At 37.0% G+C, this 14,333-nt stretch carries 17 protein-coding genes; all 17 read right to left on the bottom strand.

What is annotated here, in order from left to right; translation table 11 throughout:
• Window positions 1-2 precede the first annotated feature (2 nt).
• Window positions 3-1,037, bottom strand: coding sequence for an FkbM family methyltransferase (locus T355_RS14795; RefSeq protein WP_051555490.1), 1,035 nt, complete (start codon window positions 1,035-1,037; stop codon window positions 3-5).
• A gap of 148 nt (window positions 1,038-1,185) precedes the next feature.
• Window positions 1,186-2,286, bottom strand: a complete 1,101-nt coding sequence (locus tag T355_RS0108730; protein ID WP_027397423.1) for a DegT/DnrJ/EryC1/StrS family aminotransferase — start codon at window positions 2,284-2,286, stop codon at window positions 1,186-1,188.
• 29 nt (window positions 2,287-2,315) lie between these two features.
• The gene (locus tag T355_RS0108735) at window positions 2,316-3,086 is read right to left on the bottom strand and encodes an SDR family NAD(P)-dependent oxidoreductase (protein WP_027397424.1); all 771 of its coding nucleotides are present in this window, start codon (window positions 3,084-3,086) and stop codon (window positions 2,316-2,318) included.
• A gap of 6 nt (window positions 3,087-3,092) precedes the next feature.
• Window positions 3,093-4,283, bottom strand: a complete 1,191-nt coding sequence (locus T355_RS14050; RefSeq protein ID WP_051555491.1) for an acyl-CoA reductase — start codon at window positions 4,281-4,283, stop codon at window positions 3,093-3,095.
• Window positions 4,273-5,352: an acyl-protein synthetase gene (locus T355_RS0108745; protein ID WP_231483017.1), complete on the bottom strand. Its 1,080-nt coding sequence runs from the start codon at window positions 5,350-5,352 to the stop codon at window positions 4,273-4,275. Before T355_RS0108745 ends, T355_RS14050 begins: the two co-directional genes overlap by 11 nt.
• A 4-nt stretch (window positions 5,353-5,356) precedes the next feature.
• Window positions 5,357-6,001, bottom strand: a complete 645-nt coding sequence (locus T355_RS0108750; protein WP_027397426.1) for a GNAT family N-acetyltransferase — start codon at window positions 5,999-6,001, stop codon at window positions 5,357-5,359.
• Window positions 5,998-7,401: an AMP-binding protein gene (locus tag T355_RS0108755; protein WP_027397427.1), complete on the bottom strand. Its 1,404-nt coding sequence runs from the start codon at window positions 7,399-7,401 to the stop codon at window positions 5,998-6,000. Before T355_RS0108755 ends, T355_RS0108750 begins: the two co-directional genes overlap by 4 nt.
• 16 nt (window positions 7,402-7,417) lie before the next feature.
• Complete coding sequence (locus T355_RS0108760) at window positions 7,418-7,657, bottom strand: acyl carrier protein (protein ID WP_027397428.1); 240 nt, start codon at window positions 7,655-7,657, stop codon at window positions 7,418-7,420.
• A complete protein-coding gene (locus T355_RS14055) occupies window positions 7,650-8,594 on the bottom strand; it encodes a 3-oxoacyl-ACP synthase III family protein (protein ID WP_197019574.1) in 945 nt (314 codons plus the stop codon). Before T355_RS14055 ends, T355_RS0108760 begins: the two co-directional genes overlap by 8 nt.
• Window positions 8,595-8,754: 160 nt before the next feature.
• On the bottom strand, window positions 8,755-8,976 hold the full coding sequence (locus tag T355_RS0108770) for a hypothetical protein (RefSeq protein WP_027397429.1): 222 nt from the start codon (window positions 8,974-8,976) through the stop codon (window positions 8,755-8,757).
• A 29-nt stretch (window positions 8,977-9,005) separates the two neighbouring features.
• Window positions 9,006-9,773 (bottom strand): SDR family NAD(P)-dependent oxidoreductase, encoded by a 768-nt coding sequence (locus tag T355_RS0108775; protein ID WP_027397430.1) that lies wholly within the window; start codon window positions 9,771-9,773, stop codon window positions 9,006-9,008.
• The gene (locus T355_RS0108780) at window positions 9,770-10,810 is read right to left on the bottom strand and encodes a ketoacyl-ACP synthase III (protein ID WP_027397431.1); all 1,041 of its coding nucleotides are present in this window, start codon (window positions 10,808-10,810) and stop codon (window positions 9,770-9,772) included. Before T355_RS0108780 ends, T355_RS0108775 begins: the two co-directional genes overlap by 4 nt.
• A gap of 13 nt (window positions 10,811-10,823) precedes the next feature.
• The gene (locus T355_RS0108785; protein WP_027397432.1) at window positions 10,824-11,459 is read right to left on the bottom strand and encodes a NeuD/PglB/VioB family sugar acetyltransferase; all 636 of its coding nucleotides are present in this window, start codon (window positions 11,457-11,459) and stop codon (window positions 10,824-10,826) included.
• A gap of 31 nt (window positions 11,460-11,490) precedes the next feature.
• Window positions 11,491-11,841: a hypothetical protein gene (locus T355_RS0108790; protein ID WP_155851700.1), complete on the bottom strand. Its 351-nt coding sequence runs from the start codon at window positions 11,839-11,841 to the stop codon at window positions 11,491-11,493.
• 423 nt (window positions 11,842-12,264) lie between these two features.
• Window positions 12,265-12,849 (bottom strand): zeta toxin family protein, encoded by a 585-nt coding sequence (locus T355_RS0108795; RefSeq protein WP_027397434.1) that lies wholly within the window; start codon window positions 12,847-12,849, stop codon window positions 12,265-12,267.
• Window positions 12,836-13,030, bottom strand: a complete 195-nt coding sequence (locus T355_RS0108800) for a hypothetical protein (protein ID WP_027397435.1) — start codon at window positions 13,028-13,030, stop codon at window positions 12,836-12,838. Before T355_RS0108800 ends, T355_RS0108795 begins: the two co-directional genes overlap by 14 nt.
• Before the next feature lie 40 nt (window positions 13,031-13,070).
• On the bottom strand, window positions 13,071-14,300 hold the full coding sequence (locus T355_RS0108805) for a nucleotide sugar dehydrogenase (RefSeq protein WP_027397436.1): 1,230 nt from the start codon (window positions 14,298-14,300) through the stop codon (window positions 13,071-13,073).
• Window positions 14,301-14,333 lie beyond the last annotated feature (33 nt).

Here is a 14,333-nt window from a genome sequence, read left to right on the forward strand (position 1 = left end):
ATTTATTCTACATATAAAACAGTCTCTGAAGCGTATGTGGTATAATGTCTTATTTTCATTTTACATTCCGGCCAAATACTTATAATATAAGAGCCTATATCATAAATATCCGATTTTTTATGATAAATACAAATGGCCAGCTTAGGTTTATCCCTGATAATTATCTTTTCTGCACCATGTAGTGCTTTTAGCTCCGCCCCCTCTATATCCATTTTTATAAAGGAAACCTTTTCTTTTATAGTATCATCAATGGTGGTACATTTTATAACCATCTGCCCAGTGGAAACGATTGAAGAACCAGCACCAGAAACATTAAAATTCAATTCTTCTATTGAATCCCACAACCCAGCATTTATCACTTCAATATTCTCCAATCCCTCTTTTTCTATCTTTTGTTTTATATTTTCAGCTTGCCTTGGTTCAGGCTCATAACAAATGATTTTGGAATAATTACCTTGACCGACCCAATTCATAAATATCTTGGCAGTTGCTCCATCATAAGCACCACCATCTATCAAAACACCATCAGACGGAGCTGAAAAAACATCAATATACTGTTTTTCCCAGTTTGAGCCTATCACAATTCCATTCCACGGTATATATATTTGCTTCTCTGGTACATTATTAATAATCAATTTTTGAAACATCGATATCCCATACTTTTCAGACCCCACAATAAATAAATGGTTAGGATATTGTTCTATAGCATTTTCAACGCTAATAACCTCCACGCCATCAACTTCGATATTATTTTTGTATGTATCACAAAAACAATCTATACTGTAACCACAACAATCAAGCGCTACTTTAGACAATCGTCCTTCTTCCCCACAACCATATATAATAATCCCTTCACAATCTTTAATTTTGTTAACTAATCTCTCATCAAGTTTAGGCTTATGACAATATTTAGCCAATTCTGGAGTAAATTCCATCTGGTGATCAGACATACTTTTCTTAATCATTAGTGTGAAAAGGTGTTTTGATTCTTCATCCTGTAATCTATTAAATATTTCTATATAATTCTCAAATACCATTATTATCCCCCTTTATTTTTCAAAACCCTTGAAATAATCAACATTTCTTAGTTATAGTATCGAAGATTGTATAAATTATCTAAAGTTAACTTTTTCCTTTAAAGTAGTAAAAAGCCACCACACATTTATTTATGTACAGCAGCCCGCATTATTGCTCTAGTATTATCTTGCATATTGATTCCACAACAACATCATCCAAATCACCGTACATCGGCAATGTCAGCACCTGCTGACTTATACGGTGTGCTATTGGAGTATCCCCTACATACCCTTTACCTACATAGCAATCAAACTCATTGGTCAATGGGTAGAAATATTTTCTGACAAAAATGTCATGCTCCGCTAATTTATCAATCACATCATCTCTGGTAGCACCATATTCATCCGGATTAATAACTATTGGGTAATATGCATAATTAGAGTGGACATTTTCCTTGATTTTGTTAAAGCGTATACCAGGTATACCAGTCAATCCTTGACAATATAGTTCATATATTTTCCTGCGTTTCTCAATCTCGTCATCAACATGACGAAGGTTACACAATCCCATCGCAGCACAAAATTCATTCAACTTGGCATTGGCACCCACGGCTTCCACTGATTCTGGACCATGAATACCAAAATTCTTTAGATTATATAGCTTCTGGCCCAAAACCTGATCCTTGAAACAGGCTGCTCCGCCCTCAATGGTGTTAAAAACTTTTGTAGCATGAAAGCTAAAGCAGGAAACATCACCAAAATTAGCTGTTCCAACGCCCTTATACTTAACTCCAAATGTATGACAAGCATCATAAACCACTTTTAAATTATATTTTTGCGCAATTTTTTCTATAGCCTCCACATCACACACATTGCCATACACATGAACAGGCATTATTGCACATGTTTTATCAGTTATCAGGCTTTCAATTTTATTTACATCAATGGTAAAATCATCAGGATTGATGTCACAAAATACTGGAGTAAGGCCATTGCGTACTATAGCGTGGGTAGTGGACGCAAAGGTAAATGGAGTAGTTATTACCTCTCCTTGTAAATCCAGAGCTTGTAAAGCCATCTCCAGTGCCATATGCCCATTAGTAAAAAGCTCAATATTCTCTGCTTCTAAATATTCCTTCAGTTCTTTTTGTAAAGCTTGATGTTTAACTCCCATATTGGTTAGCCAATGAGATTTCCAAATATCTTTTATCTCATTAGTAAATTCATCAAACTCTGGCAACGTCGCCTTGGTAACCAATATCTTTTCCATAAGATCACCTGCTGTAAATAAATCAAAAATTAAACAATCAAATTTGAACCTGTAATCTTTCCGCCATCAACGCGAACAATCTGCCCAGTTATATAACTTGATAAATCTGAAGCTAAAAATAAAACTGTATTTGCTACTTCTATCGATTTTCCCCAACGTCCCAAAGAAGAACGTTTTATAATAGCTTCTGCATGTTTTACATCTAACCCTTTACCCATATCTGTAGCTATCAAACCTGGTGCAACAATATTAACACGGATATTATTTCTGCCTAGCTCAGCTGCCAATGTTCTCCCCGAACCAACCAAGGCGGCTTTTGCACCGGCATAACCTAACTGGCCCGACACTCCATCAAGAGCTGCTATGGAAGAAATAAAAACTATACTGCCACCAGTGCTGTTTCTCATCATAAGACGAGAAATATACTGTGTAAAATGTATTTGTGCAAAAAAATTTACATCAAATCCTTTTTTTAAATTTTGTATTGAGTCCATTTGAAAAAGCACATTTTCTGACATTACGCCAGCATTGTTGACTAAAATATCTATTGGCATTCTTTTTGCCCTAATTTCCATTACAGCTGTTTTCATTCCCCGCTCATCAAGAAGATCAAAACCAACCGGAAAAATTTTTACAGAATTCTGTTTAGATAATTCTAAAGCATACTGCAAGAAATCGTCATTTACATTTCGTACACAAGCGAATACGTTAGCCCCATTATTGGCGAATACCTTTAATATTTCCTTGCCAATACCTCGATTACAGCCCGTGATTACAGCATTTTTCCCACGCAACAACATTACAATTTACCTCACATCCACAATTCTTGACATTTCACGAATGAAATCATACCCATCCCATAACAAATCCATATCAAGAGCCCTGCCCATTGGCACAATCCTGTCGATTCCCAACCATTGATTATGTAACACCATCTTTACCAACAGCTCCTTATCAACACCGTAATATGTTAAAGTCTGATACTTCTCATTCACTATTAATGAAAGCTCTGCCAGCTCCCTGGAATCGTATTCATAAAACAGCCCAAATTGACCACGCAGTTCATCACAATTAACTGGTAACTTTTCCAACTGTACACGATAAAGATAATTATCAGATGACACAAGCTGTCCAGTTTGTGGATATTTTATTGCATTAACACAAAAATTAAGATACTTACTGGTTGCTTTTATTGCTGGAAAATCATATTGGTCAACCACTAACCTTTTTATTGCATCCCAAAACTTTCTTTTTGCGTATACAATCGCATCTTTTTCACCTTGCCATACAATCAGCTGCGGTGATGAGCAGGCATTCTGATCCATAAGATAAGTATCATTATAAAAATTCTGTGCTAATCGACAAAGTTCATTAGTGCCAACTTCAGCCACTATCTCTGCCGATAAAATTGCCAAGGAATATCTGTCAGGAAAAACTAATTCTATCGCTCTTGGTGGTAACGGACATTGTCGAATTTGAGCAATGGTCTCGTCTCCCCCCCATATTAGCCGGACATGGCATTTTTCCGAAAACTGTTTTGTATAGTCACTTTCTCTCGGATAACGAACAATACATGTCATAGAACGGATTACACTGAATTCGTCCATATTAAGCACTTTATTTAATACATCACAAATAAGTGTAATCTGAGAAAACTCTTTCGAAGTAACCCGCACGATATTAGCATTGCCCGCCAAAAGTCCAAACATATACGAAAAAATAAACTGAACGGGAATATTGGACGGTGTTATATGAAAAGCTACGCCACGTCCTAAACGAAGCTCATTTAAATTTGTGCGTTCCTTCCACTTATTTATATTGCCTTTTCTTGCCCAAAATGCTACAGCTGTAATATCTGGATAGTTTTTACATGACTGGTCATGCAATAATTCAGAAGAAAAAACATCTAAAAAACGGCAGACAACATCGCAAAAAGGGGGCAGTGGTTTAACGTTATGAATCACGTTCCCTGCCAAATATGTCAACTCATTGGCCATAAGTATCACTGCACCCCCTAATTTCTGCCTTTTTTATGCGTCCCTGCAACTCAAAATATTTCCCCTTACGGCCACACGGACAATCATCCTCACCCATAATGCGTCCCCAATCTTCTGTAAGCAACACATGACCTGGATAACTAGAAGGAAGTACAGAAATAAGCTCCACTAAACCTTCTTCCCCTATGCCACAAGCCCGAAAATCCTTTGGATCACGAATAATAACGTCAGAAAAAACAGAACAATGCATATGCCCATTTTCACACTCGACAAATACTGAGCCAAGCTGTTCGGCCATACCATAATAATTATGAATATCTATATCTCCACATACATCCTTAAGAGCTTGATTATAGGTCTGAGCACTTACACTTTCAGCCTGTAATTTTTTCCATCCGCCGATATGAAATAAAGTACCATCCGTTAATCCCATGTTTTTTTTCTTATTTTGCATAGCTTTTACAATATACTGCCATATTATGTAGGTATAACCAAATAAAACAATACGCTCACCAGAATGTCGTTCTATATATTCCTGCAAATCTTTCCAGCGAATTTCCATATTATCGTCAAGAGCAAAAAAAACATCCCTGCCAAACAATGAAAAACCTATAATACCCGCTCCTCTGGCCGAAAACATCCGCGGATCCTTCTTGGCCAATTCTGTATCCAGAATTATCATCGGCAATCGTTTTTTCCCTATAAATGATGCCATTATATTGGATAAGCATCTTGACTGTGCCATAGCAGTTGGCCTATCCAGAAAAACCTTAGAGCGTTTTTGTCCACTGGTTCCAGATGACATCATTGTCTTTACAACTGCCGACTTTGGCACACTCATCAATTCAAATTCTTTAAAAAGCTGCACCGGCAAAAACGGCAAATCTTCCAGTTCCTTCGCACTTGAATCATCATACGCCAATGCCTCTAAAACACGGGCATATTCCGAACAATTATCTCTATGATGTATAATGAGGTCCTGCAAACATTTCCTTAAATATTCCTGTTTTGCCTCCCTGGCCATACCGTATGGATCCTGGGACAAATATTCTAAATGCTTTTCCAGCACGACCTCATCTCCTTACATATATATCCAATGGCAACGAAAAATAGGCGCCTAATGCCACATAAAGATTAAGCACTGACATATTACGACTGGATATACGCCCCCATAGTTTCTGTATTCCTTTTTCACGACAAACCTCTGCCACTCCAGCATACATAGACAGTGCCACTCCTGCCGGTCTATACTTTTCATCCACTGCTGCCAACCTAATCTCCGCACTTGTATTTGGCTTATCCCTATCAGGAACCACTTCCAAAAAACCGGCAATCTCATCTTTAAAACAACATACATAATATGATTGCACTAAATCCACATATGATATTATTTGCTGACAAATATCTTCTACTAAAGGATAACTCTGAGTATAGAAACGTGTATCCCATAAAAACGCTGCTTCAGATATCTCGTAAATCCGTGGTGTAAGCGCATCTTTTTTTTCTACAGGTATACGACAAAATCTATGAAAATCTATGGACTTCTTCAAGGAAATTGTTGCTTGCATAGTCCTATCAATCATAAACCAACCGTGTTGACGTAGATATTCAGCTAATTCCTGTTGTTCCGGCACAATAGCTAAACGCACAGTGTCACGGGGAATTTCCGAATACCTATCAGCATTACGCAAAAAAACTGTATTCTTCCATTGCTTCATAACTTCATATCCTTAAGTTTTTCATAAAGAATTTTGCCTGCATTATTTCTGGGAATCTCACTGACGAATTTCACAGAAAAAGCTGATGAGTGTATATGCGTGTATTCGCTAAGTAGTCCACACACTTCCTTTGCATCTATTTTATCCTCAGAGTAAACTGTCAATTTATCATCCACACCAGCACAAGCACAAGATAAATACCCCTTACTCTTCAGATAATCTTCTACAGAATCAAGGCTGACTCGATTTCCAAATATCTTTAAAAATCTTTTTTTACGGCCTGTAATATAAAAATACCCATCTTCATCTTTAAACGCTATATCACCTGTATGAAGTATACCTTTATTTTCATCGCCCTTTAGTAAATCTTCCCTACACACAGCATACCCCATAGTAACATTGTCACCATAATACACAAGTTCACCATTATCACCAAACGATGTTACGATATTTCCCTCAACATCTTCAAGCTCAAAACGTCCTCCTGGTATTGCAATGCCAATGCTTCCAGCTTTTTCTTCTGCCTTATCGGCTGGCAAATAGCTCATTCTTGCCGTAGCCTCACTAGCACCATACATGGTAATATATGCTATTCCTTTTTGGGCACAAACACGCGCAAAATCAGCTGATATATCAGGAGACAACTTACCACCAGCTTGAGTAATGAACCTTAACGATGGAATTTCCATACGAGAAAACCTCAATCTTTTTAGCATTTCATAAGTATATGGAACACCACCGAAGTTAGTAACTTCATATTTTATTAATAAATCCCAAAATTTACGTTCAAAAATCGATGCCTCTGTTAAGACAATACTGCCACCAGAAACAAGTTGTGTCTGTAAAATTGATAATCCGTAAGTATAATAAAGTGGCAACGTTGTAATTGCCCGATCTTTAGGTGTTAATTTTAAATAATTTATAATTGCAGTAGTATTTGATTCTATATTTTTTACTGATTGCCTTACCAATTTAGGACTGCCAGTAGTACCTGACGTCGATAATAAAACTGCCAAGTTCTCATGAATATCGAAAGGTTGAAATTCTGTTTGCAACAGTTGATATTCATCATTAGAGAATATGATATTTCCAGCCAACTCTACACTGTTTTTCTCCCCCCAAATATATTGCGGTTTGTAAATATCAACCAAATTATTCAGCAATTCTATCTGAATGTCTGCACTCAAAAGTAGTGGCACAACTCCTTTTCTAAGTGCCCCGACATAAGCTGCCACTACTTGAATATGGTTTTTAGAAAGAATAAACATCAACGTTCTTGAATCCATATAGTCTGCAATCTTATCTGATTGATCAACTAAGTCTATAAACGACCATCTCTTTTCAGCACAATCAATTACGGCCGTGTTATCACCAAAACGCTCTAATTGATCAAAAATCATAATTATTCTCCACCAATTACAAATCTACATTATACTTTTTCAATATTTCCTTACCTTTTCCTAATGAACTAAAATCCATTATATCCTCAGTTTCAAACATAATATCGAAAGTGTCTTCCAAAGAAGCCATTAGGCGCATATGCCCCACCGAATCCCATTCTGGAATACTATCAAAAGCCAGTTCGTCTGTAATAATTGAATCATCTATCTCCAATGATTCCTTGAAAGCATTTATATATTTTTCCATGTTAGTCATTAATATCTCTCCTCATTTTAACCAGTTCATCTCGTGATATTTCCCATGAGTTATGAATTATAGTATCAGACAAATCAGTTGCAACCCCTCCCCAAGAAAGGCCTATCCCAAAACCACAAAGGATTGTCTTTTTTAGCTTTTCTGTTGAAAAATTTTCTTTTACATTGGTTAATAACAAAGGAATTGAAGCCGATACTGTATTTCCTGTATATTTCAAAGAAACTGGCATACGTTCTTTGGAAACTTTCAAACGTTTCGCTAAAAACTGAATAATAAGCTGATTCGCCTGATGCATGGCAAACAACCCTACCTGCTCTTTGCTCCACCCCACATCTGCCAGCATTTCTTCTACTAATAGCGGGACCCGACTCAAAGCAAAATTCATTATCTCCATTCCATCCATATATAGGTATTCTGGCCAACGATTATGTCCATAAACATCCTGCACTGGCTTGGCAGTTTCTGTAGATACCGGTAACCTAAAACCACCAGCTTCCATAATTAGATATGAATATCCGCTTCCGTCAGAATGAATCTGGAACATTAACTCATTCTTACCTTGTTCGACTATAGTAACTGAAAAACCATCTCCAAGCACCATACGATTTGCCCTATCCATTGGATGAATAGTGCGGATATTCGTTTCGCCTACACAAACTAATACTTTTTTGCAACTACCAGATGATACCAATAAAGATGCCTGATATAAGCCATAAATATAACCAGAACATCCATAATTAATGTCAAATGTCACAGCACTATTAGGTAATCCTAAACGATGTTGCATTATACAACTAGTTGCAGGAAGAATATAGTCAGGTGTTTGAGTCACCAATACCAAACCATCGAAATCTTTTCCTGAAGAACCACACTCTTTCATCAGACGCTTTGCAATAGCAACTAAATAATCTGATGTACACATATCTTTTTCAGCCATGTGAACACTTTCTACTCCAGTTGACTTTATTATACGCTTGACTTCATCATCGCCAAAATCTATGCCATATTCGAACATCGAAATAGTCCGTTCCGGTAAGCCTGACGATATGTGAGATATGCTTAAATTAGAAAGTCGCCTCTTCATATCGTATAATAACTCACTTTCCAAAAGCTAAATCAAAAAGATTTTGTACTGTCTTTGCCTCCCTCACTTGAGTAGGAGTAACTTTATTTTCAGATAAAGTCGAGCAAAAAGCCAAAAAAGAAACCAAACTCAATGAATCCCAATCCTCAAAATTTGCCAGAACTGAATCCATTCTCACATCATCTTCAGTATCCATTATTTCTACTATTTTCTCAATAAAATCTTGTTCATTCATGTTACTTCATTCCTTTTCTATCGATAATTTTAATCTCTTCCTAAAAGGCATCCTCCATCAACCACGCAATCAGTTCCAGTTATCCATCTGGCTGAGTCACTCAACAAAAACAACACCATACCACTTACATCTTCAGGATGCCCTAAACCTAGGGGATGTGCGTCAACTACACTTTGTGCAATACCACCATTATCTTTCTTAAACTCCTCTGTCATCTCACTTTCTACCCAACCAGGACTTACACTGTTAAATCTGTATGGTATACTAGCAAATTCCTTGGCGAATGTACGTATAACTGTCTTAACAGCTGACTTAGCAGCAGAATAAGCAAATTGACCTTTATTACCAATATAAGCTGCTGTAGATGAAAATAGTACGTACGATGCACCTTTTTCTGTATATTTTTTTTTTGTAGCTATCTTAAGAAAATTTATCATCCCCCAAAAACTTGTATTTAATATTTTTTTTGCCAGTATATCATCAAAAGATCTCAACGGTGTCATACCTGTAATTCCCGCTGTATAGACAGCACCATTAATTTTACCATATTTATTCACAAAAGAACCTAAAATATTACTCCACTCATCAGCTCCTGCTACTAAAACATCCAGACAACCTATGGTAACATTATCAGGATACTCATTGTGCAGTTCATTAAGTCGCTCTTCACTTCGTGCTACAGCGAGCACTCGAGCATCAGACATTGCCAATTCTTTGGCTATCTGTCGACCAATACCAGATGATGCTCCAACAACAATAAAATTCTTATTGACATAATTATATGTTATATCGCTCATAAATAACTCGTCTCCATAACCATCATATCACTAAAATCTATTAACATAGAGGCTACTGCAAGTCCAGCACCAAATCCAGATAGCAACACCTTGTGGTATGGTTTCCATTCACCAAGTCGTTTTAATTCTGTAATACAAACTGGTATTGACGCCATATCCGTATTACCAATCATACCACAACGAAATGGCACTCGTTCTATTGGTAACCCTAATTTGACTGCAAGATTCTCCACTATCATCCGATTTGCCTGATGAAATAACGCAATCTCAACATCGTCTCTCGTTATATTAGCAAACCGAAACAACGAATTAATATCATCTGGCACTTCGTTTAAAGTAAAATCCATCACCCCCATACCATCCATTTTAGAATAGTTTTCCTTTTCCTGTACCATTAATCCATCAATACCATAATTTTTCTTTTTTCTCTCTCCTCCACGCACTTCAATAATTGCCTGATATCGTTCACCATAAGTGTGGAAACTATATAAACACTCGCTACTTGATTTTCTTTTTTCTACAACTGCTACGCCGCCGCCATCACCAATAATTGACATAAATGTTAACTCACCAGGAAACGCTTTCCTTGATGTTGTATCGCCAAAGCATAACAGTACTTTCTTGCCTAGATTCGATAGTAATGAAGCAGCAATATATATTCCATAAACAAATCCCGCACAACTTTGATTTACATCAAATGCCAATAGTGTTTTAGGTAATCCAAGCCGATCCTGTATTATATGGCTAGTTGCTGGAATTGTATAATCAGGTGTCTGTGTAACAAAGATGACTGCCCCAATATCTTCTGGGTGAAGAGCTCCCACTTCCATAAGTTTCTTAGCTGCATGTACACAAAAATCCGAGGCACAAACACCATCTGGTGCAATACTAAAAGCTGCAAATCCTGTGCCATTCGCCAACCTCTTTATTTTTTTCTCTGGCAAAAGATTAACACATCTCTCTTCTACAGGAATACGCTGACGCATAACCGTTGTCGCCAAAGACTCTACATGTATACCAGCTATTTTTCCTTGCAATATTATTCCTCCCTCATATAGGCATTGCCGGATTACCAAACACTTTTTGGCCATCCTTAACCCTTTTAAAAACTATACTACCTGCCCCTATGTAGCAACCGTCTCCAATCTGACTATGAGGAAGTGCAACAGAATAAGTAGCCATAAAGCTATTTTTTCCTATTTTGGCATAACCACACAAACCGGCTCCCCCCATAAAACTGGTATAGCTGCCAACTTGACTATCATGTCCTATACCCGATCTCACATTAAAAATAACGAAATCACCAACAACTGAACGATCATTAATGTTTACAAATGGACAAACAATATTTCCTTCTCCCATCCTTACATTTCCATGAATAATAGCTGACGTACTAATGATATTTATAAAATGTCCCCCTTTTTGGCGAATTTTATCTGTTAGCCTCTTTCTTACTAGTGAATCTGCAATAGCGCAAATAAAAACGTCATCAGGCTGTAACTCATAATCATCAACGTTTCCCAAAAGAGGCAATTCTAATTTTTCATATTCATAATCAGGAAGCACAACATCGCCATCTAAAAAACCCTTTAAAATCCACTCTTCTCCATACCCACGTGACGCCATCGAATATCGAAACACTTCTCTAGCGAAGCCACCTACCCCTATTATAACCAAATGTTTCAAAAAATATCCCTCCACTTATCTCAAATTTGCTCTAAAACTTAACATTCAAATTATTCATAGCTTCCATAAAGGTCATCACACGCATAATCTTATCTTTCCATCTTGTAGTAAATTTAACATCACCAATCGTTATTCCATACATATTCTCAAACTTATGCTGCTGTGCTATAAACAAGAATTTATATAGTTCATCAAATCTTTCCCTTAACGAAACCTTTACCATATCGCCGTTAGAGTCACCAAAACTCTCTCCCTGTGAAAGAAATACATGACAGTACCTGTCCGGTCCTCCATATATAGCAAATTTAATAAAAGGCTCCGAATTTCTACCTTTAATAAAATCTCCATATAAGTTTATATCATACATTTTCAAGCCCATCATAAAAGGTATCAAAACCTCAAAATAAAAACAGAGATCTTGAGCATGTTCCTGATATATATCGGGAATTATTGTCCGTATGGTGTGAATATACCTAGTAATATCTCTCATACTAAACTTATACATATCTATTGCTGTTTTAGCAGCATAATCCCTGAACATTGCATTTGATAAGAACTTTTAGCGAGTTGTAGAACTCATTCATGACCAGTGATGGCTGCGAAATAGAAAAATCAAAAAATCGATTTAAATATTTACTCGCATAAAAATCATTTCCATTGTGCTTTTTGATAGTATGTTGCAACTCTAATGAATCCAGAAACGCTTTTAAATCCAAACCACTACCAGCTTCCACAACCAAGTCAAAAGCCGATTTAAAACTTTTCCACCATTCACTATCTGATACATAGCAGCTAGATAATTAACTTACGCCTGAAAAGCACTTATACCAGTCAACCGAGTTATATCATCATTACTCCAGTACTTATTATACCATCTATAAAAAATATCTTTTCTTTTTTTGAATATTCTAAATGGGTCCTTGGTATTATCATAAATGTGTAATATATCACATATATCCACCAACTTAGGAATCAAATTGAGTGCCTTAATGTACCTCGACCTGATTTTATCCTCAGGTACCCCATGGCCCCCCAGAGCTTCCCTTGCACTTACTCTAGCAACATTAATATTAACATTCGATGTCAAAACATATATACCACGAACAAAGTATCCTTTTTCCTTAGCTTTTCTTAACAACAGTAAGTTACGTTCTGTTGATAAAACAGTTTCAAATGTAAAATTCTTTTGTTCAGCAATCATCTTCTCGCGCAACTCTTCTGCTTTAATTGCTGCCTCCAGATCTGAACACAATGTTGTCCTTTTTATATCATCAGCGTTAATATACTCGCCAACCACCTTAGCCATACGCGTTATTGTTGTTTTGCCACTTCCGTTAGGGCCAGCAAATACTACCACCTCTGGTAATTTTATGGTATTATTCTCCGACATATTCGCGCCTCCCATCAGGATATTCTAAATATGCCCTTTGGGTTTCATCATCATATCTTGCCACAGGAAGGCCTTTTATTTTTCTTACTTCGTCATCTATTCTGATAGACTCTTTAAAGCGATGTGTTAACTCTTCATCAGAAATACCACACATAGAGTCTAATTCATTTGTCACTGTCATAGCTATCACCTTCCACAATATATATTATGTCCAATACTCTTCAATCTCTCCCAAACAAATCCCGTGTATATACCTTATCTGTCACATCACTCAAGCATTTATCAAACCTATTTGCAATGATACAATGACACATATCCTTAAACTCATCAAGATTACCAATTACTTTGCTTCCAAAGAATGTAGTACCAGCCTCCAGGGTTGGTTCATAGATAACCACAGTAGCCCCTTTGGCCTTAATACGCTTCATTATCCCCTGAATTGCCGACTGTCGGAAATTATCTGAGTGGCTTTTCATGGTAAGCCGATAAACACCAATTATGCATTCTTTTTCTGAGGCACTACTATAATCACCATTACTATAATAATCGTAATATCCAGCCCTTTTGAGTACCTGATCGGCAATAAAATCTTTTCTTGTACGATTACTTTCCACGATGGCACTTATCATATTCTGAGGTACATCTGAATAATTCGCCAAAAGCTGCTTAGTATCCTTTGGCAGACAGTAGCCGCCATATCCGAAGGAAGGGTTATTATAGTGAGTACCAATACGCGGATCTAATCCAATCCCCTGAATTATATCCTTTGTAGTTAAACCTTTCATCTCCGCATAAGTATCCAATTCATTAAAATATGAAACCCGCAGTGCCAAATATGTATTGGCGAAAAGTTTTACTGCTTCTGCCTCAGCAAATCCCATAAATAATGTATCTATATTTTCTTTCTCCGCCCCATCTTGCAATAGTCTGGCAAATATTTCTGCCCACACTCTGCTGCTGTCATCGCAGCCCACAATAATACGAGAAGGATAGAGGTTATCATATAATGCCTTGGATTCCCGCAGAAATTCCGGAGAAAAAATGATTCTATCGGTTCCGAACTTTTCCCTTATTCGTGCTGTATAGCCTACAGGAATTGTACTCTTTATCACCATCACCGCGGTGTCACTATTTTTTAAAACCAGTTCAATAACGGCCTCCACTGATGAACAGTCAAAATGCTGGGTTATCGGGTCATAATTTGTTGGTGTTGCAATCACAACAAAATCAGCCTCTTTATACGCACTGGCTCCATCCAATGTAGCTGATAATCTAAGAGGCTTATCCTTCAAATATTTTTCAATATACTCATCCTGAATAGGGGATACCTTACTATTTAGTTTCCTTACTTTATCTTCCACCACATCCACAGCTACCACATCATGATGCTGAGATAATAATACCGCCATGGACAAGCCCACATATCCTGTGCCGGCTACGGCTATTTTCATATTTTCATAATCTCTCATATACTCACCATATAT

The sequence above is a fragment of the Anaerovibrio lipolyticus LB2005 genome (genome assembly GCF_000621545.1).
GTDB classification, from domain to species: Bacteria; Bacillota; Negativicutes; order Selenomonadales; family Selenomonadaceae; genus Anaerovibrio; species Anaerovibrio lipolyticus_A.

What these genes read in the sequence shown, in the direction of transcription:
- T355_RS0108755 (WP_027397427.1), bottom strand. Translation starts at nt 7,401, where the DNA reads ATGATTTTTGATCAATTAGAGCGTTTTGGTGATAACACGGCCGTAATT.
- T355_RS14055 (WP_197019574.1), bottom strand. Translation starts at nt 8,594, where the DNA reads ATGGCTGAAAAAGATATGTGTACATCAGATTATTTAGTTGCTATTGCA.
- T355_RS0108760 (WP_027397428.1), bottom strand. Translation starts at nt 7,657, where the DNA reads ATGACTAACATGGAAAAATATATAAATGCTTTCAAGGAATCATTGGAG.
- T355_RS14050 (WP_051555491.1), bottom strand. Translation starts at nt 4,283, where the DNA reads ATGGCCAATGAGTTGACATATTTGGCAGGGAACGTGATTCATAACGTT.
- T355_RS0108735 (WP_027397424.1), bottom strand. Translation starts at nt 3,086, where the DNA reads ATGTTGTTGCGTGGGAAAAATGCTGTAATCACGGGCTGTAATCGAGGT.
- T355_RS14795 (WP_051555490.1), bottom strand. Translation starts at nt 1,037, where the DNA reads ATGGTATTTGAGAATTATATAGAAATATTTAATAGATTACAGGATGAA.
- T355_RS0108730 (WP_027397423.1), bottom strand. Translation starts at nt 2,286, where the DNA reads ATGGAAAAGATATTGGTTACCAAGGCGACGTTGCCAGAGTTTGATGAA.
- T355_RS0108770 (WP_027397429.1), bottom strand. Translation starts at nt 8,976, where the DNA reads ATGAATGAACAAGATTTTATTGAGAAAATAGTAGAAATAATGGATACT.
- T355_RS0108775 (WP_027397430.1), bottom strand. Translation starts at nt 9,773, where the DNA reads ATGAGCGATATAACATATAATTATGTCAATAAGAATTTTATTGTTGTT.
- T355_RS0108805 (WP_027397436.1), bottom strand. Translation starts at nt 14,300, where the DNA reads ATGAAAATAGCCGTAGCCGGCACAGGATATGTGGGCTTGTCCATGGCG.
- T355_RS0108750 (WP_027397426.1), bottom strand. Translation starts at nt 6,001, where the DNA reads ATGAAGCAATGGAAGAATACAGTTTTTTTGCGTAATGCTGATAGGTAT.
- T355_RS0108795 (WP_027397434.1), bottom strand. Translation starts at nt 12,849, where the DNA reads ATGTCGGAGAATAATACCATAAAATTACCAGAGGTGGTAGTATTTGCT.
- T355_RS0108800 (WP_027397435.1), bottom strand. Translation starts at nt 13,030, where the DNA reads ATGACAGTGACAAATGAATTAGACTCTATGTGTGGTATTTCTGATGAA.
- T355_RS0108790 (WP_155851700.1), bottom strand. Translation starts at nt 11,841, where the DNA reads ATGATGGGCTTGAAAATGTATGATATAAACTTATATGGAGATTTTATT.